13 protein-coding genes, 1 pseudogene and 1 CRISPR repeat array are annotated in these 22,526 nt (G+C 44.3%); of the genes and pseudogenes, 11 read left to right on the top strand and 3 right to left on the bottom strand.

Going from position 1 to position 22,526, the window contains the following annotated elements; all coding sequences use genetic code 11:
* Positions 1-217 precede the first annotated feature (217 nt).
* Positions 218-1,090 carry an NAD(P)-dependent oxidoreductase gene (locus Q6A92_RS12270; protein WP_332238293.1) on the bottom strand — a complete coding sequence of 291 codons (873 nt, stop codon included), beginning with the start codon at positions 1,088-1,090 and terminating at the stop codon, positions 218-220.
* A gap of 174 nt (positions 1,091-1,264) precedes the next feature.
* Between Q6A92_RS12270 and Q6A92_RS12265 the strand changes: the two genes are divergently transcribed.
* The 11 genes and pseudogenes from Q6A92_RS12265 (at position 1,265) to cas2 (ending at position 13,843) form a co-directional block, all read left to right on the top strand.
* Positions 1,265-2,173 (top strand): peptidase U32 family protein, encoded by a 909-nt coding sequence (locus Q6A92_RS12265; protein WP_332238311.1) that lies wholly within the window; start codon positions 1,265-1,267, stop codon positions 2,171-2,173.
* Between the two features lie 86 nt (positions 2,174-2,259).
* Complete coding sequence (locus Q6A92_RS12260) at positions 2,260-3,483, top strand: peptidase U32 family protein (RefSeq protein ID WP_332238292.1); 1,224 nt, start codon at positions 2,260-2,262, stop codon at positions 3,481-3,483.
* A gap of 333 nt (positions 3,484-3,816) precedes the next feature.
* A complete protein-coding gene (locus Q6A92_RS12255) occupies positions 3,817-5,019 on the top strand; it encodes a glycosyltransferase family 4 protein (protein WP_274398428.1) in 1,203 nt (400 codons plus the stop codon).
* Complete coding sequence (locus Q6A92_RS12250) at positions 5,000-6,136, top strand: glycosyltransferase (protein ID WP_332238291.1); 1,137 nt, start codon at positions 5,000-5,002, stop codon at positions 6,134-6,136. The genes Q6A92_RS12255 and Q6A92_RS12250 overlap by 20 nt, the downstream gene beginning before the upstream one ends.
* Before the next feature lie 1,239 nt (positions 6,137-7,375).
* Positions 7,376-8,221 carry a DUF1672 family protein gene (locus Q6A92_RS12245; protein WP_332238290.1) on the top strand — a complete coding sequence of 282 codons (846 nt, stop codon included), beginning with the start codon at positions 7,376-7,378 and terminating at the stop codon, positions 8,219-8,221.
* Positions 8,222-8,230: 9 nt separating this feature from the next.
* Positions 8,231-9,682 carry an SA1320 family protein gene (locus Q6A92_RS12240; RefSeq protein WP_332238289.1) on the top strand — a complete coding sequence of 484 codons (1,452 nt, stop codon included), beginning with the start codon at positions 8,231-8,233 and terminating at the stop codon, positions 9,680-9,682.
* Between the two features lie 32 nt (positions 9,683-9,714).
* Positions 9,715-10,302: a hypothetical protein gene (locus Q6A92_RS12235; protein ID WP_332238288.1), complete on the top strand. Its 588-nt coding sequence runs from the start codon at positions 9,715-9,717 to the stop codon at positions 10,300-10,302.
* Between the two features lie 565 nt (positions 10,303-10,867).
* Positions 10,868-11,571, top strand: a pseudogene (locus Q6A92_RS20320) (aldo/keto reductase).
* A 487-nt stretch (positions 11,572-12,058) separates the two neighbouring features.
* Positions 12,059-12,553 carry a CRISPR-associated protein Cas4 gene (gene cas4, locus Q6A92_RS12220; RefSeq protein ID WP_332238285.1) on the top strand — a complete coding sequence of 165 codons (495 nt, stop codon included), beginning with the start codon at positions 12,059-12,061 and terminating at the stop codon, positions 12,551-12,553.
* Positions 12,554-12,556: 3 nt separating this feature from the next.
* Positions 12,557-13,543, top strand: coding sequence for a type I-B CRISPR-associated endonuclease Cas1b (gene cas1b / locus Q6A92_RS12215; RefSeq protein WP_332238284.1), 987 nt, complete (start codon positions 12,557-12,559; stop codon positions 13,541-13,543).
* Between the two features lie 36 nt (positions 13,544-13,579).
* Complete coding sequence (cas2, locus tag Q6A92_RS12210) at positions 13,580-13,843, top strand: CRISPR-associated endonuclease Cas2 (protein ID WP_332238283.1); 264 nt, start codon at positions 13,580-13,582, stop codon at positions 13,841-13,843.
* Between the two features lie 201 nt (positions 13,844-14,044).
* A CRISPR array of direct repeats spans positions 14,045-21,018; the repeat unit is 29 nt; unit sequence CTTTTATCTGAACGAAGTGGGATATAAAG.
* Between the two features lie 238 nt (positions 21,019-21,256).
* Here cas2 and Q6A92_RS12205 read toward each other — a convergent pair.
* Together Q6A92_RS12205 and istB are read right to left on the bottom strand one after the other, a co-directional pair.
* The gene (locus Q6A92_RS12205; RefSeq protein WP_332238282.1) at positions 21,257-21,574 is read right to left on the bottom strand and encodes a hypothetical protein; all 318 of its coding nucleotides are present in this window, start codon (positions 21,572-21,574) and stop codon (positions 21,257-21,259) included.
* Between the two features lie 33 nt (positions 21,575-21,607).
* On the bottom strand, positions 21,608-22,381 hold the full coding sequence (istB, locus tag Q6A92_RS12200) for an IS21-like element helper ATPase IstB (RefSeq protein ID WP_332238281.1): 774 nt from the start codon (positions 22,379-22,381) through the stop codon (positions 21,608-21,610).
* Positions 22,382-22,526: the final 145 nt, after the last annotated feature.

Genomic DNA, 22,526 nt, shown 5'->3' with positions numbered 1-22,526 from the left:
TGAAAAAAAAGCGAAGAAAAATTCATAAAATAGCCAAGAATTCTACGCGCTTTCTTTAATCGAATGCTTCAGTTACAAAAGGATCCTCCCAAGACCAACGGATGATTTCATCCGTAGATGATTTCGGGAGGATCTGACCCTCTTTTCGTGCTCTTCATTTTTAAAAGGATTTTCCGCCGGTGCCTTTGCTGTAGCTGATTTTTGCGCTTTTTCCATCTTAGCGGTTCGAATCGTTTTTCAAAAATTTATAGAGAGAAGCGAAGTCGTACTCGCCCATGCCCTTTTGCTTCAGAAGGCCGTAAAGCGATTTGACCGTATTAGAAATCGGCAGCGCAAAATTGTGCGTGTAAGCTTCCTCGGCAGCCAGTTCCATGTCTTTGTAAATGCTGACTACTTTAAAATCCGCCTTTTCGAAGTCTCCATCCAGAACTTTGTGCTGTTTGAAATGGAGGATCGGGGCGGCGGTCGGCCCTTCAAGCAAAGAATGAATCAGTCCCTTTTTATCGAGTCCGAGGCTTTCGCCGAATGCCACGGCTTCCGAGAAGGCGGCGACCGTCTGGCCGAGCATCAGGTTATTGACAAGTTTCATCGCGGTGCCCTGACCGTTCGCTCCTTTATGCTGAATGTCTTTACCCATAATGCTGAGCAGCGGCCGCGCTTCTTCAACGTCTTTGGCCGAACCGCCGACAAAGAAAATCAGTTCACCTTTTTCAGCGGGGCCGGTCGATCCGGCAACCGGCGCGTCGAGAAAACGCACGTTTTTTTCCGCAGCGTCCTTTGCAAGCCGAACGGAATGGGCCGGGTTGATCGTACTGCTGTCAATCCACAGGCTGCCCGGGTTCAGCCCGTTCAGCAGTCCGTTTTCACCGTAAGCGACGGCGTCGACGGCTTCAGGATCTGCGAGCATTGTAAAAACAATGTCTGCCTGTTCTCCGACTGCACGCGGCGAGTCCGCCCACTTTGCCCCTTTCCCGATCAGCGGATCTGCCTTTTCTTTCGTCCGGTTGTGAACAACAAGCGGCTTTCCTGCGGCCAGAAGACGGCCTGCCATTCGGCTGCCCATGATTCCGATACCAATAAAACCAATCATCTGATTCTCCTCTTTTCGCGGATTTCTGCATTCAAAGAAATTTTACTTCAACTTCAAGGATAGCGCAAAGCAGCGGCCCGCAAAAAGAATAGCCGTTCGGGAAGAGTCTTCAAATTGCGGCACGGCATGTTATAATTTAGGATGAAATAAGGAACATACGGAGGTTATTTCGTGATCAATATCATTGCAACGGCAGAATCGCCGGAACAGGCAGCGGCTCTTCTCGATGCCGGCGTCGATACGCTGCACGTCGGCGGGCACCCTTTCGGTCTCTGCCTGCCCAAACCGCTTGGTCCGGATGAAATTGAAAAAATTGCCCGGATGGCTCACAGCTGCGGCAAAAAAATAACCGTGGCCTGCAACAGCCTGATGCATAACGAACAGATGGATCGGCTGCCGACCTATCTTTCCAGGCTGGCGGAAATGCCTGTGGATGCGATCACGGCCGGCGATCCGGGCGCTATTTTTATTCTTGAAGAGCTCGGTCTGCCGCTCCCGTATATTTATGATGCGGGCACCCTCGTCACTTCGGCGGAGCAGATTGCCTTCTGGCTGAACCGCGGCGCCGCTGGATCGGTTGCCGCGCGCGAACTGACGCTCACCGAACTTAAAGAAATACAAAGTAGACTGGATAAACCCGTTGAGGTTCTCGTTTATGGGCCGACCTGCATCCATCAGTCCGGGCGTCCGCTTCTGACAAACTACTACAGATATGCGGGGCTTGCCGAACGTGCGGACAAGGATCGCGGCCTTTACTTGCGCGATCCGAAAAATCCGGACAGCCAGTACCCGATTTATGAAGATGAAAACGGCACGCACATTTTTTCAACGGAAGATCTGTCATTGATGTCCTGCCTGCAGGAACTGTATGACAATGGGCTGCATACGTGGAAACTGGACGGTGTCCTGCTGCACGGGCCGGCTTTTGTTAAAATCGCCGAGCTGTTTGTTGAGGCAAAAAAAGCGCTTGAGTCCGACAGTTACATGGCAGCCGGATTCTGCAACCGGCTCAGAGCGCTCCAACCGGAGACGCGGCCGCTCGGCACCGGTTTTTATCTGAAAAATCCTCAAGATGTAAACTGACTGAGCGGCCTGCTGTTTCCCGAATACCGTCAATCTATCCATAAACTGATAATAAAAAGTGAAAGAATCTATGAGAGGAAAGAACGATGAGAACAATCTTGAATAAGCCGGAATTGCTTGCTCCGGCGGGCAATCCGGAAAAATTGAAAATGGCGATTCGCTACGGCGCCGACGCGGTTTATATCGGCGGGCAGGCATACGGCCTGCGCTCGAGGGCGGGTAATTTTTCTTATGATGAAATGGAGGAGGGCGTTGATTTTGCCCACAGCCGCGGCGCAAAAGTGTATGTTGCCGCCAATATGGTGACCCATGAAGGCGATGCGGAAGGAGCCGGCGATTTTTTCAGGACACTGAAAAACATGGGCGTCGATGCGGTGATCGCTTCCGATCCGGCGCTGATTACCGTTTGTTTTGCTTCAGCGCCGGGCCTGCCGATTCATCTGTCGACTCAGGCGTCGGCCACCAACTATAAAGCACTGGAATTCTGGAAAAAGGTCGGGCTGGAACGTGTTGTGCTCGCACGCGAAGTCGGCATTGAGGAGATCCGCGAAATGCGCCGCCGCACGGACATCGAAATTGAGGCATTCATTCACGGGGCGATGTGTATTGCCTATTCCGGCCGCTGTACGCTGTCGAACCATATGGTCAACCGCGATGCCAATCGCGGCGGCTGCGCCCAGTCGTGCCGCTGGAAATATGACCTGTTCGAGATAGACGGCGGCGCGGCAAAGAGCCTCATTCCGGGCGGCGCCGAACCGTTCTCGATGAGTGCCGTCGATCTGTCGATGCTGCACCATATCCCCGACATGATTGAAGCAGGGGTCGACAGCTTGAAAATCGAAGGGCGGATGAAGTCGATCCATTATGTTTCAACCGTCTCCAATGTATACCGTAAAGTGATCGACACATATTGCGCCGATCCGGATCATTTCGCCTTCGATCCGGCCTGGGAGGAGGAGATCCGGAAGGTCGCCCAGCGCGATCTTTCCACTGGTTTCTACTACCACGTGCCGACTGAGAAGGAGCAGCTGTTCGGCAAACCGCGCCGGATGCCGCAATATACCTTTGCGGCTCAGGTGCTCGGTTATGATCCGAGAACGAAAATCGCCACGCTTCAGCAGCGCAACAATTTCGGCGTCGGCGAAGAGGTTGAATTTTACGGCCCCGGCTTCGTTCATTTCAGGCAGGTTGTCCATGATTTGCGCAATGAGGACGGCGAAGCGATCGACCGGGCTCCCAATCCGATGATGACGGTGACCATGACCGTCGACAAGCCGGTTGAACCTTTCTTTTTGATGCGGAAAAAATAAAAGAAGGATTTCTTCAGTTCATCTGTATACTGAATGGACCGGACGGCAGAAACCGTCCGGGCGCTTCAGACGGATGAATAGCTTGGCAAACCGCCGCCATTTTGGGGCGGCAATAGAAAAAGTAAGAGAGTCCCGGATCGCAGTCGGCGCGTGCGTTCGGGGCTTATTCTCGTTTGGAATCAGAGGCCCGGACGATCGCCTGTCAAGGCGGGAACTTGAATTTTTTGAAAAAAAAGCCTATTATAATATTAGCAGTCGTTAATGATGAGTGCTAACAAATAATTCCTGAATAAACTTAGTGAGATTAAGTAATTAGAAGGAGTGCGACTAATCATGAGTTATCAGGTTGCTTACGTTAGTACATATCCACCGAAAAAATGCGGCATTGCCACGTACACCTACCATCTGAGGCAGAGCGTTCAAAAGGCAAAACGCGATTCATTGGCCGACCCGGTTGTCGTGATTAAGGAAAAGGGCGAAGAGAATCCCAGCGACAGTTTTTTAAAATGGACAATTGATAAGAATCGCAGAGAAGATTATAAAAAAATGGCGGAAAAGCTGAACAAAAGTTCAGTATCGGTTGTTTCGCTCCAGCATGAGTTCGGGATCTTCGGAGGAAATGCGGGAGAATACATTCTTGAGCTGGTCCGGCATCTGAAAAAACCGCTGATTACGACTTTCCATACCGTATTCAGGTCGCCGGTCGAGCCGTACGCTTCGATTCAGCGGGAAATCGCTAAGCGCAGCGCCCGGCTGATTGTTATGAATCACAAAGCGATCAACGATCTGGCGTTAAGTTTTCAGATACCGAAAAATAAAATTACCTTTATTCCGCACGGAACGCCGCTTCCCGATTTAAACGGCCGGACGTCCTTCAGGGCATCCCTCGGCTGGACAGATCGGAAAGTTGTCATGACATTCGGTTTCCTGAGCCGGAGCAAGGGCATCGAGACGATTCTGCGGGCACTGCCGCATATTGCGGAAAAGGTTCCGGAAGTACTGTACGTGATTATCGGCCAGACACATCCGAATGTTAAAAAGCAGGAAGGAGAGTCTTACCGGAAGTATTTGAAATCGATTATCAGCGAGAACGGTCTGCAGGATCATGTATTAATGATCGACAAGTTTATCAGTGAACGTGACCTTGTAAAATATATCACGGCCTGTGATTTGTACGTCACGCCGTACCCCGGACTGCAGCAGATCACGAGCGGAACGCTGGCCTATGCGATCGGGCTCGGCAGGCCGGTCCTGACCACGCCGTACCGCTATGCGCAGGATCTGCTGAAGGGCAGCGAGGAATTGTTCGTCCCGTACGGAGATCTTGCCGCATGGGCGCTGAAAATCGAAACGATGCTTGAGGATCCATCGTTATTGGCCGGCTATCAGAAAAAAATGGAACGGATCGGCATGATGATGAGCTGGCCGCAGACCGGTAAAAATTATGACCGCATTTTTTCCCGGCTGGCCCGGAAGGCGACGGCAGAACCCGCACAGTCATCGGAGGCGGATGTCATTGCAGCCGATCCCAGTTAAGTTTACCCACCTGGAACGGATGACGGATGACACCGGATTGCTGGAACACGCCATCGGCAGCGTTCCGCGCCGCGGCGAAGGCTACACGACGGACGATAATGCACGCGCGCTTTGGGCGGCGTCAGACTGGTTCCATTTTTTCGACAGCCGTAAGAATGCGAATCGCGCGCAGGACAAGGAAAAATTATTGCGGCTCAGCCATATCTACCTCGCGTTTCTCTCCTGGACACAGCAGCCGGACGGCCATTTCTACAACAATTACAGTTATGATCGGGACAAAGAACAGGAGATGCCGTCCGATGACTGCCTGGGCCGGACGCTGTGGGGACTTGCCGTTGCTGCGATTCACCTGCCGCACCCCGACAGCCGTTTTGCGGCCAAAGAAATCTTCCGGAAGGGCATGGATGCCCTCCCGCAGCTCACTCATTCACGCGGCCAGGCCTATACATTATCGGCATTAAGCACATTGCTGCGCCATGCACAGCAGGAACATGAGCCGGATTCCTTTGACACCTTTATTAAATCCGAGGCGCCCGGGGAAATCTGGCTTCTGGAAAAAAAGCTGATCAATCTTTATGTACAAAATAAAAAAGACGGCTGGTACTGGTTCGAGGCGGCCATGACTTACGGAAACGGCGTGTTGCCCTGGGCGCTCTTGCAGTCGCAGCGCGTCACCGGAAACCAGGAGGCATTGCGGATCGCACATGAGTCGCTGGACTTCCTGATCGAGAAAATGGCAGCGGCCGATGGGACGGTCCATCCGATCGGCAACAAAGGCTGGTGCACACCCGAGGCGCAGAGCCGGTGGGATCAGCAGCCGCTCGAAGTGCTGGCGCTGGCGCTTGCATCGGAGGCTGCGGCCAAAAGCCTGCATCCGGAAAAACAGTATCTCGACATCATTCGAAAATGCCATGCCTGGTTTTACGGAGCAAACGATCTGCACGTGCCCGCCGCCAACCTCGACGAAGGCGGCGGTTACGACGGCCTGCGTCCGGACGGCCTCAACAGGAACCAGGGTGCGGAGTCGACACTCTCTTACCTGCTGACAGAACTGATCTACACACGGACCATTCTGACGAATAACGGAGAGGGCCGGAAAAGCATGCAGACAGTATGAAGTATGCAAGGTTGATTTCCGATCATTGCTGAGACTATAAGAAATCATAAGTGATCGTGTTGTGAAAAGAGGCTCTTCCATGCATCCCGTTCAGTCGGGGAAAATCGAGCCGAAAATGAGCACCAAAGATCAAGTGTCAGCGTCATCAGATGATTATCCCGTTCAGTCGGGATGCGGATCCGACTGTCTCCATTGCTGCACAACCAAACAGTCCGCCTTTTTCGGTAGAAAGAAGAGTTATTGAGAATCGAACGCTTTTGTATGTGCCCCGCACTTAGCCGACAAGCCGAGCCATCCAGACAGATGATCATTAAGGAGTGAAACGCTTTCGATACCTCGCACGGGTCTTTTAGTCGGTGACGTGCCGCTCTGACTGAACGTAGAAAAAGTCGCCTTAAGTTTCGGAGTGATCGCTCAAAATATCATAGGGTAAACCATCGATCCAGTCGGCCGAACATCACGTTCGGCAAACGAGTCCACAAGTAATGTATTAAATGGATCACTTGGAAACCTGTCTCAGATCACTATTTTTATATGAAGAAACTGAGATGGAGTGGAAAAATATTCGTGTATTTTCGATGCAATCTGTTAATCTATTGGACCGTAGGATCAATTGGAAGAATCGCCCCCGATATTATCATAGTGAAACGTACGTCCGGTTTATCCTATCCGGATGAGTTAAGGGAGTTTGTTAAAGTAAAAGGGACATTAATAAGATACGGATCCGATTCCTTTACGGGAATTCGGCCGTATCTTTTTTTGCAGCTGATTGGAATAAAAGAAGGAAAAAGAGATCACTGACAAACAAAAGGCAGCAGAAGGACTCAAAAATAATGTCTGTATGGAGCCGATTCGGATATTATCATTTCTGGGGGATGGGAGTGGGAAAGATATGAAATGCAATGTTCACTGGCAAAGTGCTGGTTGCCTCCTGTATGGATACAGATTCTGTGTGGAGAACGCATAGGTGAATAGTAAAAAGGGCCTAATGCATGTTTAGGCGGGTGAAAAAAGATACTTTTAAATTTTTTGTAAGTGCATACATAATAATTGGGCCTTTATTCCAATTTAAAGATCACGCGCATTGACTTAACATAAATGGGAAGGAATTTGTGAAGAAAAATCGAATTTTCATATTGGAAAATAAACAAGGAGCGTGGACCCATGCACCGGAAACGATTCAGGCTGTTATGCATGGCCTGTGCTTTAGGCATCAGTTTAACGCTGGAGGGCTGCGGATTGACAGCGAATGATCCGAAACAGGCACAAAACGAAAACACTTCTCCATACATACCCGTTCAGGATTACGCCGGTCAGGGCTATTCTTTGCCGAACGGTGAGAAGACAGGAGCGTTTGTGAAGACCCATAAGAAAGAGATCGTCGATCAAGTTAATAAATTTTTCAAAGAGAAATATCATCTGGAAGTCACGACGCACAATTTAGTCGGTGCGACCAATGCAGTTGTTGCTTATGTTGAATCAAAAGGAGAGCCACATTTTCATACATCAGTGATTGTCGGTGTGGATACCGTTAACCAGAAAGTAACGGGAAATGTGGGAGCTTATGAAGGCAAAGTTGAAGACAGCATCATGAGCGGCCTTTATGCTATGGCTTATGAAAAAGAATTTAAAAATCTGGATCGTTTTGCGGAATCTGTCGTGAAAAAGTATCCGGTCATCGGTACACCTCAACAAATGATTAACAATACGGTGGATGTGGGCTATACTACACCTTATTTCAGCATTAGTACTTCAAATATAAGCTTTCCTGAGGCTTATAAGGAGTTTATGCATAACCATAATGTTTCAAAGATGGAACTTAGAAAATTGATTGAGAAACGCCCGTTTAATAAAGAGAATGTTGATGTCGGAATTATATTTTACATGGTTGAAAAACACGCCATACCGGATAAAAAAATCGCAGAGAAAATAATCGCCCAATTTAAAGGCTTAGATGAAGTGGCTCCCGGAAGTTACGGGATTTTTATTGAAAGCAATGATATCTTAAAACGTACGGGCGCAGCGAAAAGTGATACAGGAACAACATCAGGTAAGGATGAGATTATTAAGAAATTAGGGAAATGAGGTGATTGAATGACAGCTAACAATAATAAGATCTCACAGACACCCGACCAGGACTTGGTTCAATTAAGTGGATATTCCATTTATCAATATCCGTTAAAAGTAAGATTTTCAAGATTACATGTTAACAATCACATCTATAAAATACGTGATACAAATTATGGCGCAACGCCATCCGGCCTTGATGCCATGACTGTTAAAGATCTCCAGACCGGCAACATCTCCATCATCTACGCAGGCACCGATCCGAACCAACCGGCCGACATCGGCACCGACGCAGGCCTCGTGCTCAGCAGCGGGACACCCCAACAATTCAAAGACGCAGAAGCCTATTATAATAACATGAAAGCCACATACGGGCATGTTGATTTCGTTGCCGGCAATTCTTTGGGCGGCGGACTGGCCAATTATGTCGCTGTCCGAAACAATGTCCATTCGGTCACGCTTGATCCGTCGATTCTTCCGGCGAATGTTGTCGAACCGTCTGTGAATTCGGCCGCAGCGAAGCGTATGACGAATTATTTCGGAGGCTACGATCCGCTGACTCTCGGCGAGGTGGCCGGCGGTTACGGCGGCCGGATTCCCGGGGCGAAAATCAACGTGGCTTTCGGCATCAGCTGGCTGACTTTTTTAACAAACAATCATACAGGCTACGTGGGCGGTACGGATCCATCCACACCGCAGGAAAACATTCCTGTCGGTGTTCAGGGCACCCCGTCTGCCGGCCGGATTGAGTTCATGGCCGATCATCAGATTGTCACCGATATATGGACGGGGGAACCGCTGACTGCGGAGACGGTGGGCAAAGGTCAGCGGATCAAAATCGATACGGGAAGTATGGAAAAATTATCTTCGGGTCTGAGCAATCCAATACTTTCGGGTATCCGCCAGGCCGACGGTTATCTCAACCATTCTGTCCAGACTGTTGAGAGCGAAGGAGCCCGCCTGGATGACCGGCAGGTTTCTCTGCAAAATCAGTTTAATCAGCTGCTTTATTCGACCCAGGGCATTGGTCCGTTTCTTTTGGCCTTCGATGAACTAAAAAAAATCAATCCGCGGCTGTCCGCTATTCTTGAGGATATTTACTGGATCAGCAGCCTTCCTTTGGCAGAGAAAATTCTCGAAACGATCTCTGCCGGGCTGGAGAAAATCACCATGCCGTTGATCGGAATTCCAGCCTCGATTGCCGATCTTGACTTAAAAATGGAGGATCTGACGGTGCGTTTGATCAACCTCAGGGTGAAGGCCATTTCCTTGCTTTTCCATGGATTGAGTCAGCATTTTTTTGATGGGATTGTCGACGAATTAAAGGCCCATGACCGCATTGTCGGTAAAAATATGGATCTGCTTACCAATCAATTGTCTCGTTTCCGCGATCAGACGGATCAAGTCAGAAAAATCATGAACCAGGCAGACCGTGCGGTTGCCCGGCATTCGAAAACGGAAGTGGCGTTCAGCAGATAACCGCGAACGTTGACTCATCTTTTCAGGGGAAAATGGAACCGTCAAACTATTTGAGAAACGGAATGACCCTTCGTAAACAGCAGCTCGAGCAAAATTTTCAAGCTTTCTCGAGAAGGGCGGATGAAGAAATCCGACCGATTCTGAACATTTGCTTCGGGCTGGCCGGTGAGGTGATTGACTCACTGCAGACGGCGCGCACCTGCTTGACTGCTTTTTCCTGGGAAGTGGATCTTATCCGAATTCCTTTTCTGTCCTGGGATAATCAGCTGAGAGAATTTCTTTCCCAGACGAAACAAATCCTCAGCAGATCGGTGGACACCGTCGAGAATTTTAGTGAAACACTGAATCATGTGCAGCGCCATTTCTCCGATCTGATGCTCGCGTTCAAGCCTTACATCGAAACCGCCTTGTTCAACGGAACGCAATACCAGGCGGTGATCGCTTATCATCACGCGACATTGGGTATTCTTCAGGATATTCGGCTTCAGTTCAGAGATATCATTTATCAGCTGTCGGAAAACGAATCGGCGGCCATCCTGCAACTGGAGAATCATTCGAAAGCGATCCGTAACAATCTCTCCATTCTGATTGAGCAGGATAAGCGGGGGACGGTTGTCTGAAGCAGATCGATATAGTTCTAAAGGAAGAAAAGCCATGCAGAAATCCTGAAAACTCCAGTTTTACATGATGATCACTTGTGAATTTTTAACTCCGCCGGGGATCATCGTGTTTCCTCTTTGAAAAATTACCGGCGTTCAGGTTATTCGTTGCTTCGATTGAAAAAGTCCAAAAAAGTTTCGAACTAAAATTCTATCAATAAAAATTTCTTCGATCGATTAATCATTTTTTCATCAATCCTGGATTACCGGAAAAATATATCAAAACAACAGAAAAATTATTTCAGTGAAAGCTTTTTTACATATCAGATTTCTGCCAATGGGATCATAATACAAATTGTCATTGTCAAAAAATCCTTTAACATCAGTAATTTTTAAAACCTTGATATATGAATACGGGAATGCAGGATTAATGTGTAAGCGCATCACTACTATTCTACAAACAATCTATTATAATAAAAATTAGTTTGGATTAGTCCCGTGGCAGGGATTGCTGAGGAGGCAGAAAAATGGATTATGTTGACGTTGCAAAAGACTTGAAATTTTCAAAAGTAATTGCAGGAAAACAATGCGAGCCAGTCAGGAAGGCCTGAGCGGCAAGAAGATGGCCGATTTTGTCGAGCGGTGCCTGAACGCCGGTGTGACAACATTCGATCACGCCGATATCTATGGCTATTTTGAAAGCAGCCGGCTGTTCGGCGAGGCGGCACTCAGGGACAACAGCTCATTGAGGGACAGAATCCAGATTGTCACCAAATTCAATATTGTACTGCCCAGAGAAGACAACGGCTATGCTCACTACTATGATTCTTCAGTTAAGCACTTAAATGATTCGCTGAACAGATCACTGGAAGTGCTGCATACCGATTATGTCGATGTCCTGCTAGTCCACCGCCTCGATCCGCTGCTCAATCCGACAGAAGTGGCTGAGGCCCTGGACAGCCTGATTAAGCAAGGCAAAGTCAGACATATGGCATCTCGAACGCCAGTTACACTTACTTCGAGATGATCAGCAAATACACTACAACGCCGCTCGTCACCAATCAGGTTGAAATCAACCCACTTTATACCGACACCTTCTTCAATGGAGTAATGGACAGTGCCCTGATTCACAACATTCCGGTCATGGCTTGGTCGCCGCTCGCCGGCAGCCGTCTAACAGGCTGCGAATTCTGTGTCCGCGAGATACTTGAACAGATGGCCCGGAAATATGGCACCGATTCGATAGATAAAATCGCCTATGCCTTCATCAATAATATAAACTGCCGGTGACCATCTGCTCGATTATCGGTTCCACCGAATTTGAAAGGGTACAGTCCGCAATCGACATGCAAAGCAATGAGCTGACGAATAAAGACTGGTTTAAGATTCTTGAGGTGGGTCGAGGGGAGGGAGGACACTTTCGATTACACATTGTGGTATATTTTAAATATCGACAGAAATAGAGGATCTATACTGAGGCTCTTCAGAATAACCCATTAGAAGACCAAAAGTAATTAATGAAAAGAGAATAAGAATCATAGATAAGATATGCTCATTTACCGTTGGTATACTTATATGCTTATGTATCGATTTAAAAAAACTAATAAGATTAGTCGATTAGCTGGCAATGTACGCTTAGGCAATCTTATGACATCTTGATTGTGGATTACTCATACAATTTCGAAAAGAGAATGCAAATTCCGACCGAAATGGACATAGCTCGATCTGATGAACAGCTTTTGTGAGATATTTAATCCATTGCGAGGTGATCGTATTGTTGAGTGGCCTTCATGTTCAATACTATATAGTCTGTAAACGAAAGCTGTGGCTTTATGCAAAAAATATAAATTTGGCACCTGAAAACGATAAGGTCATGGAAGGTGCCATTCTTCACGAGCGTGCCTACCGTCAAATCAAAGAGCGTGATATTCACATTGATAATCAAATTCAGATTGATGCAATGGACAAGTATTATGTCCGTGAGGTGAAGAATTCGAGCAAAATGAATGAAGCAGATCGTTGGCAACTTTTATTTTATTTGTATGAACTTAAAAAGAGAGGGGTCGAGAAAAAAGGACTAATCCAATATACAAAAGAGAAAAAAACTCAAGAGGTCGAACTAACTCATGAGGACATTGCGCGGCTTGATAAAATGATGAATGAGATTGAGCAAATCATCGATTGTGTACAACCTCCTAAATTTGTAAAAAAACGATATTGCCCGAACTGTGCGTACCATGACTTTTGTTTTGCGGGTGAGGAGAGCGAATAAATCATGGAGCAAAACTATTACATTTTTTCAAAAGGTCGACTAAAAAGAGAAGATAATACGCTTTATTTTATTAATGGAGAAACAGGCAAGAAAAAGTATCTACCAATCGAACAAGTAGATAATATCTATTTATTTGGTGAAGCAGATCTGAATACAACATTTCTTCAGCTTCTTCAAGAGTATGATGTTCGTGTTCATTTTTTTAATTATTATGGATTTTACATGGGGACTTTCTATCCCCGATCCAAAAAAGTTTCAGGTTTTACCGTCGTCAATCAATGTGCCCATTATTTGGATAAGAAAAAGCGACAATTTATTGCCAGAGCTTTTATACATTCCGCAGTTTTTCACATGGTTCGTAATCTCAGACATTATAATCCGAAAACAGATACATATATTGATGGATTGATCGAACTTTCAAATAAAATTGATCAAACAGAATCCATACACCCCTTAATGGGGATTGAAGGCAATATTCATCAAATTTACTATCAATCTTTTAATGAATTTTTACCAAATGAGTTTGCTTTTGATACACGGACAAAACGGCCGCCTCAGGATCCATTAAACGCGCTGATCTCTTTTGGCAATAGTCTGTGTTATACTACGGTGCTGAGTGAAATATATAAAACACATCTTGATCCGACTGTTAGTTTTCTTCATGAACCCTCAACGAAAAGATTTTCGCTCAGTCTGGACATTGCTGAAATTTTTAAACCTCTTCTGGTTGATCCCTTGATTTTTAAACTTTTGAATAAGAAGATGCTAAAACAATCCGATTTTCGAAAAATTGATAATATGATTTTACTTGACGATTCCGGAAGAAAAAAATTTATTCAAGCATGGGAAGACAGATTGACCACTACCGTAAAGCATAGAAAATTAAATCGTCAGGTGTCTTATCGATATTTTATGCGTCTTGAGTGCTACAAATTGATCAAGCATTTTCTCGGTGACGAAGAATATAAGCCATTAAAGGCCTGGTGGTAGAGAATTGAATTAGAATTGGGGAGGCTGCAAAACCATATGTATGTAATTTTAACGTATGATGTTGAAGTCAAGAGAATTAATAAGGTCAGAAAAAAACTGAAGGAGTATTTAATATGGACACAGAATTCCGTCTTTGAGGGAGAAATAACGAAAGGAAAATTAAGTCGATGTTTAAATGAACTGACTAGGCTAATGAATGAAAAAGTCGATTCACTTTACATCTATAAAGTGGAAAATCCAAAACATATAACAAAAGATGTATATGGAGTGGAAAAAAGCTTTGACGAAATGTTCTTATAGTGAGGGCACTCAATTTAATATTCAAATTAATATTGCAGCGGATCCATATTTTTACAAATCAACCATAACGACTTATAAAGCAGCGTTTAACAAGATATTTGAAAAAACTTATGAAACACGATTGATGATTGACTGCAGAAAATGAAAATAGTGATACAATATTGCTTGTTACAAAGGGATTTTATTTAGATTTTTGAACGCCTTTTATCTGAACGAAGTGGGATATAAAGAACTAATCAGCGGTTTGGGCGTCTGGTTGCTTTATACTTTTATCTGAACGAAGTGGGATATAAAGGCATTATGCGCAGAACGGCGGCTTTGGCTTGAATCTCTTTTATCTGAACGAAGTGGGATATAAAGTATGAATATTTATTGTCCTATTTGGCGGAGGGCGCCGCTTTTATCTGAACGAAGTGGGATATAAAGAGTGCATTTGTCCTGCTTTATCACGAGCTATGCGCCTTTTATCTGAACGAAGTGGGATATAAAGGTGTCAATCCAGGTATTTGCAGCCGGTTTATAGACCCTTTTATCTGAACGAAGTGGGATATAAAGTTGTCAATTGGGGAAAATATCAAGCCAAAGAAGATGCTTTTATCTGAACGAAGTGGGATATAAAGAATTGAATATCGTATGATCATGGACGGTGGCGACTTCCTTTTATCTGAACGAAGTGGGATATAAAGCGGTTTTGCATGGCAAAGAATGACTAGAAAGCTGGTGCTTTTATCTGAACGAAGTGGGATATAAAGGGATCAGACGGCATTCCGCGGGAAAGGACGTTTTGACTTTTATCTGAACGAAGTGGGATATAAAGGATGCTGCCGCTGTTGATTAATGCTGCGCTGACGCTCTTTTATCTGAACGAAGTGGGATATAAAGATCTTTTACGTCTGGATGCTTCTTAGCAATCAATTCACTTTTATCTGAACGAAGTGGGATATAAAGATGTCAATGAAACTCGATTCAAACCCAGACGTATCGACTTTTATCTGAACGAAGTGGGATATAAAGTCTGCAATAACAACCTCATTAGGAGTTTCATATGAAGTCTTTTATCTGAACGAAGTGGGATATAAAGTCAGGTACTTGCGTGACAATGTTGCAGGATAGCGTTCCTTTTATCTGAACGAAGTGGGATATAAAGTCCTGCGTAACAGCGGGCAGGTTTACCGGGACATTCTCTTTTATCTGAACGAAGTGGGATATAAAGGGTGTCGGTACGGCCATTGGTGCCGGCGTGGGTGCAGCTTTTATCTGAACGAAGTGGGATATAAAGGCCGCCAGGATCGTCTTCATGATCTTCATGCGGCCTTCCTTTTATCTGAACGAAGTGGGATATAAAGTTTTTAATCAACTTCTTCCCACTTAGACTTATCATCCTTTTATCTGAACGAAGTGGGATATAAAGCTATCTACCCTTCACACTCATGTCTATCACTTATCACTTTTATCTGAACGAAGTGGGATATAAAGAAATTTTACTACGAAAAGACGGTCAACACAGAGCGCGCTTTTATCTGAACGAAGTGGGATATAAAGGAAAAATTATCAATTGTTGATCGATCGGGTGGACCCTTTTATCTGAACGAAGTGGGATATAAAGGAAAATGGAACGGCAATAATGTTTTGTCTATATTCATCTTTTATCTGAACGAAGTGGGATATAAAGTTGCATAGGTGTTGTTTGTTGATATAGCATGATGCTACTTTTATCTGAACGAAGTGGGATATAAAGTTTCCGGATAATAACCATATTCACCTTTTGCGATTCGCTTTTATCTGAACGAAGTGGGATATAAAGATGATTAAATTCACTCACTGCTACCTTGATACCTTTCTTTTATCTGAACGAAGTGGGATATAAAGCAATGTAACTATCGAACGTGGATTAATGGGCAACGCTCTTTTATCTGAACGAAGTGGGATATAAAGAAGACTGGTTTATTAATCCTCGTCTGCAAGTTTCATTCTTTTATCTGAACGAAGTGGGATATAAAGATTAAACAGGCAATTGCTGTGTTTTTGTCGCTTGTACTTTTATCTGAACGAAGTGGGATATAAAGATTTTATCAGCCCCCGATACTAAATCTGAGAAGCAACTTTTATCTGAACGAAGTGGGATATAAAGGTATAAAAATTTAAACTCTGCTGCGGATGACTGATTCTTTTATCTGAACGAAGTAGGATATAAAGTCGTCCGTCATCAAATCAATTGAATAAACAGCAACAGCTTTTATCTGAACGAAGTGGGATATAAAGTCGGCAGTGATAAATACTAGATTGAGTCCCGTTCCCTCCTTTTATCTGAACGAAGTGGGATATAAAGGATATTATACGGACTCAGGGGGGTTGTCGCTAGGCTCTTTTATCTGAACGAAGTGGGATATAAAGTCGGAGGATTGACCAATAAAAAACGCCGCTCTGCCTTTTATCTGAACGAAGTGGGATATAAAGGGCGTATTCGCGATATTGACGGATCCCGTCGAGACGCTTTTATCTGAACGAAGTGGGATATAAAGACTATGGCGTCGCAAAACCCGACATCGCGGGCTTCCGCTTTTATCTGAACGAAGTGGGATATAAAGCCACTCGCCCGAAAGATCGCGGAAGACCTGGGTATCTTTTATCTGAACGAAGTGGGATATAAAGACGGTCAACCTCGCGAGCGGCACGAGTGTAAACGTCAACCTTTTATCTGAACGAAGTGGGATATAAAGACATCACGGTTGACGAAGCGGAACGTCAACAATCCCCTTTTATCTGAACGAAGTGGGATATAAAGTTTTATGGCGGGCGATGGCTGCCGAAAAGAAGCGGCACTTTTATCTGAACGAAGTGGGATATAAAGATGGACGCTGTCTGCCGGTGGACTTGTCTGGTGATGACTTTTATCTGAACGAAGTGGGATATAAAGATACCAATATTGCACAGAATTTTGCGGCAGGCAATATTCTTTTATCTGAACGAAGTGGGATATAAAGTCTTGAGTCCCCCTATGTAGTAGGTTTTATCCAAATCTTTTATCTGAACGAAGTGGGATATAAAGGCGATCCGCCGCCCCCGGAACCGTCATAGACGTTTCTTTTATCTGAACGAAGTGGGATATAAAGGAAATTGGAAGAATGCCATTGACAGAGAGCGGGTGCAGCCTTTTATCTGAACGAAGTGGGATATAAAGTGGTGCTGCGCTTACAGGCGTAAACAGGGCTATTCACTTTTATCTGAACGAAGTGGGATATAAAGTCCTTCGCAGGTGAGCACGGTATGAACCCTTATCAGCTTTTATCTGAACGAAGTGGGATATAAAGAGGTGTTGACGTTGACAAACGCATCCGGATCCGTCGACTTTTATCTGAACGAAGTGGGATATAAAGGAATCTGACCGGACTATCCACGGTACAGGTGATCCGCCTTTTATCTGAACGAAGTGGGATATAAAGAAAACCGTTTGTTGTCGAAAAATGAAACCGAATATCCTTTTATCTGAACGAAGTGGGATATAAAGGTGTGAGCATCAGGCATGATACGAATTTTGCTATCTCTTTTATCTGAACGAAGTGGGATATAAAGAGATGTTGACGTTGACAAACGCATCCGGATCCGTCGACTTTTATCTGAACGAAGTGGGATATAAAGTCCTCATTGAGCCACTGATCCGGCGTCCGATAGTCCTTTTATCTGAACGAAGTGGGATATAAAGTGCCGTTTGTTCGAGCTGTTGTGGCGTTGTGTATTCCTTTTATCTGAACGAAGTGGGATATAAAGGTAACATCACTCGTTGTTGTTAAATTAGAGAGTAGGGCTTTTATCTGAACGAAGTGGGATATAAAGCTACCTGGTGGATAGAGAACTTTATAACACCTTAATCCTTTTATCTGAACGAAGTGGGATATAAAGTTGTGAATCAATGGTTTTTTATTGATAACCGGATCATACTTTTATCTGAACGAAGTGGGATATAAAGTTTACCAATGAACTTACGCTGCTCACTCTCGGCAATAGCTTTTATCTGAACGAAGTGGGATATAAAGTTTGAATTTAGAAGAGGACATGGATTCTTGAAAGGCCTTTTATCTGAACGAAGTGGGATATAAAGTATTTTCTGCACTCTTCTTCTGAAATGTCCGAGTTTGCTTTTATCTGAACGAAGTGGGATATAAAGATATATGGGTACTTACCCTCTCTCACCTACCTAGTCACTTTTATCTGAACGAAGTGGGATATAAAGTCGTACGTTCCGGCGAATCTAGTCCGCCAGGCAACCCCTTTTATCTGAACGAAGTGGGATATAAAGTTGTCTAGCCGAAGCACCTTTAAATGATTTAACAACGCTTTTATCTGAACGAAGTGGGATATAAAGACAGACTTCAAGATGATGATGTGTTATTTGTTCTTCACTTTTATCTGAACGAAGTGGGATATAAAGCTCATAATCATTCATCGCATGTGCAATGTTATCTTTTCTTTTATCTGAACGAAGTGGGATATAAAGTTCTTAAAGTCTTCCTTTTCGGTTATTTGAATATCAACTTTTATCTGAACGAAGTGGGATATAAAGACGTTTAAAAAGACAGACCTCTATAATTGGACGTATCTTTTATCTGAACGAAGTGGGATATAAAGAGGACTCCGCCGTGCTGACATGATAATAGTTTGCTTCTTTTATCTGAACGAAGTGGGATATAAAGTAATTCGAACATTGGAAAGGTGTTTATACAAAACTTCTTTTATCTGAACGAAGTGGGATATAAAGTAATTTGAATCCTGTAAGATACGCTGGACGACCTCATCCTTTTATCTGAACGAAGTGGGATATAAAGATGGCTATATAAAAGACTATACGATTAACCGGGATCCTTTTATCTGAACGAAGTGGGATATAAAGTGCTTCCCTTGGAAAATAATTCATCTTTTTCTTCTTTCCTTTTATCTGAACGAAGTGGGATATAAAGTCAGTTTCGCCTCATGCGTTAGTTTCAGCATATTATCCTTTTATCTGAACGAAGTGGGATATAAAGACATACCAGCGCATGAGCGGATCATTGCCAAAAATCTTTTATCTGAACGAAGTGGGATATAAAGATGCTTACCCAGTACATTATTAATAGCTCCACCAGCTTTTATCTGAACGAAGTGGGATATAAAGGACGCTGATCTTGCTGCTGCTCTTTTTAGTCAACTACTTTTATCTGAACGAAGTGGGATATAAAGGTTTATTTGTTAAGGTAAATGTCGCGTTATTGAGCGCTTTTATCTGAACGAAGTGGGATATAAAGTGCGTGGGTGCTGGCCTGGCTGCAAGAGGCCCGGACTTTTATCTGAACGAAGTGGGATATAAAGGCAGCTTAACGGTATTACAGTTACGGGTGAGGCAGACTTTTATCTGAACGAAGTGGGATATAAAGTTTTCTCAGAACAGCAGTGAGATTGTTCAAGAAGTTCCCTTTTATCTGAACGAAGTGGGATATAAAGATATCCAAAACTACGAAGTGGACCAGGCGGAAAATACGCTTTTATCTGAACGAAGTGGGATATAAAGTGCCAGCAATGTTGAGGTTCTGTCCATCGTTGCAACTTTTATCTGAACGAAGTGGGATATAAAGAGAGCAGATACGGAACATTGTCACGTTCCCGACGGTTCTTTTATCTGAACGAAGTGGGATATAAAGACGAGCGGGATGAGTGTTAATGATCAATGGTTCCGTCTTTTATCTGAACGAAGTGGGATATAAAGTACAGCCGATATGCTAATGCGACATTGGATAATTTCTTTTATCTGAACGAAGTGGGATATAAAGGTTTCAAGTCCGTCGGGTTCATATCCAAATAAAGCCTTTTATCTGAACGAAGTGGGATATAAAGTTTAACCATAAAAGTTAAGTATGATCAAAAATATGACTTTTATCTGAACGAAGTGGGATATAAAGTGTTAATGTTCGTTGATTCATTGCTATCACCAGGCCTTTTATCTGAACGAAGTGGGATATAAAGAAATTTTGCTGCTGCCGGCAACCCGTTTCGTGGATCGCTTTTATCTGAACGAAGTGGGATATAAAGGAAGAATAGGATAATATGCTGCATTTAATTGATTATTCTTTTATCTGAACGAAGTGGGATATAAAGTGTCCAATAGCGGCTAATCAGGGATCGTAGCGTTCCGCTTTTATCTGAACGAAGTGGGATATAAAGAAATTTCTTCAAGTGGCAGATGATAGGTTCGAATTCTTTTATCTGAACGAAGTGGGATATAAAGCGGGATTTCACGGACGATTTTAATTTTATTCGTGCAGCCTTTTATCTGAACGAAGTGGGATATAAAGAGGTTCACCAGCTCTAACAACTCCGCCCACGGGATTTCTTTTATCTGAACGAAGTGGGATATAAAGATTCTTCCGGCGTCGTATACTCGCCGTGTGCGTCCCTTTTATCTGAACGAAGTGGGATATAAAGAAATTCGCATTGATGGCGGAAAGGCTGGTCACATTGAGCTTTTATCTGAACGAAGTGGGATATAAAGTCGAGTAACTCATTGGCTTTCTTGGCAAGATTGTCCTTTTATCTGAACGAAGTGGGATATAAAGGGGCAAAGTCAAGCGAATGGTCAAAGGTGGTGACGACTTTTATCTGAACGAAGTGGGATATAAAGGTTTGATTACCGGCCATCTAAGTATTTTTATCAATGCCTTTTATCTGAACGAAGTGGGATATAAAGATAATCGCGTCAGCAAAGGTATTCATCCGGATCCGCCCTTTTATCTGAACGAAGTGGGATATAAAGGTCAGACAGGGAGTAGCTTCCGCTCGCATCCTTGACGCTTTTATCTGAACGAAGTGGGATATAAAGGATATTACTCGTCGATTATGCGGCGTGGGGTTATCGCTTTTATCTGAACGAAGTGGGATATAAAGGAGCATATGAGACGGATTATTTCTTTTTGTTTGACACTTTTATCTGAACGAAGTGGGATATAAAGAAGAGAGCGCCCACAACGACGCTGACGGCCGGAATGTAGCTTTTATCTGAACGAAGTGGGATATAAAGGTTGTCATGTCGATTATCGGCAACCTCGTCAGTGCGCTTTTATCTGAACGAAGTGGGATATAAAGAAAGTCCGAACAGCCATCGGTGATCCTTTGTCATGCCTTTTATCTGAACGAAGTGGGATATAAAGGTAGCAGAGGCGCGACGAAGGAATTCTGATAACGGCCAGCTAAATGTACCACTTGTGACATCTTTTTTACCACCAATCGCCAGCGATTTTACCACTTGTCGCCAAGACGTTTACCAGGCGTAAAATTTCCTGTAGATAATGCGATATCCATAAGGAATTTTCTTTGTTGTGGACAGAGATCAAGATCAATCGGCTAAAAAAATCCCCCATTTAAGCGGGGGATTGAAAAAGGACCTTTTTATATCGGTTCTATACCACATTGCCTTTCTAGACGAAGATTCTTATCTTTTAGTTTTTTGATCTCTTGTTTAAGGCAGTCAACTTCCTCCAGAAGTCGGTTTATCTTTGTCTGTGTATCAATACCGGGTTCATAGGCTGTGCCCTTAACTTGGCGCCAGTCATTAAACCGATACATCCAACCCTCATCCATGAGTCCTTCTGAATCAGCCTGAACCAGGGGATCCTCTCTGAGCCATTGTTCGACTTCACCCCGATCAACTTTCCAAGCGTAGGAATGGATAAATTGAAAAGCTTCGTCAGCGGAGATCTTGCTCATTGGCTGTCCTCCATTCGTGATCAAGTTTATTCGTCATCTGTACAAATCACCTGGTGTGGGTTCCTTTTCTAATCCATGGCGTTCACGCATAGATACTTCTCCGTCAATAAAAATTTGGTATGAGTCATGAACAATACGATCTAAGATAGCCTCCGCCAGGGTTTCGTTGCCTAGCTTTTGATGCCAGCCCCTGGGATCAATTTGTGAGCAGAAAATCGTAGACGCTGTCTTATGCCGGGATTCAGTAATCTCCAACAGAATGGAAGCTTCCTCCGCAGATAGATCGGTTAATAGCCATTCATCAAGAATGAGCAGATCTGTTTTGGTATATTTTTTAATCAACTTTCGATAACTTCCATCCGCAGCCAACTTGGCGAGCGTCAGTTCATCGATCAATTCTGGTAAGCGTGTATACTTCACCTTGTACAATTGACGACAGGCAGATACGCCAAATGCCGAGGCGAGAAATGATTTCCCAGAGCCCGTAGGGCCCATCAAAATAATATTATGGTGGTTCTGAATATAATTGCCATTGGACAATTTGAGGATCAGTTCCTTGTCCAGTTTTCGGTCTTCATAGTATTCAATTTCTTCGACGGAGGCACTTGAATATAACAAGGCGGCAGCGTTGATCAGTCGATGAAGTTTGTTATTTTGCCGTCTTGAATGTTCAAAGTCTATCAGTAACGAAAGGCGATCGTCGAAACTCATCTTTTGAAAATCTTTATTCATTGATTGTTCCTTGTAGGATTCTGCTAGGCCACTCAGTTTCATTTCATATAATTTGGTGAGCGTTTGTTCATTCATTATCGTCTTTTCCCCCATAGTATGAAGCGCCGCGTGTAAAGCCATAGGCATTCTCGCTGTCTTCTGTTCGACGTTTCATTTCTTGTTCGGCATCATTCTTTTTGTTGTTTTTCAAGATGGTCTGAAGGACCTTGACCGTCGGTCT

This window comes from Sporolactobacillus sp. KGMB 08714 (assembly GCF_036598985.1).
Classification (GTDB): Bacteria; Bacillota; Bacilli; order Bacillales; family Sporolactobacillaceae; genus Sporolactobacillus.
This window is presented reverse-complemented; position numbering and strand designations above follow the sequence as displayed.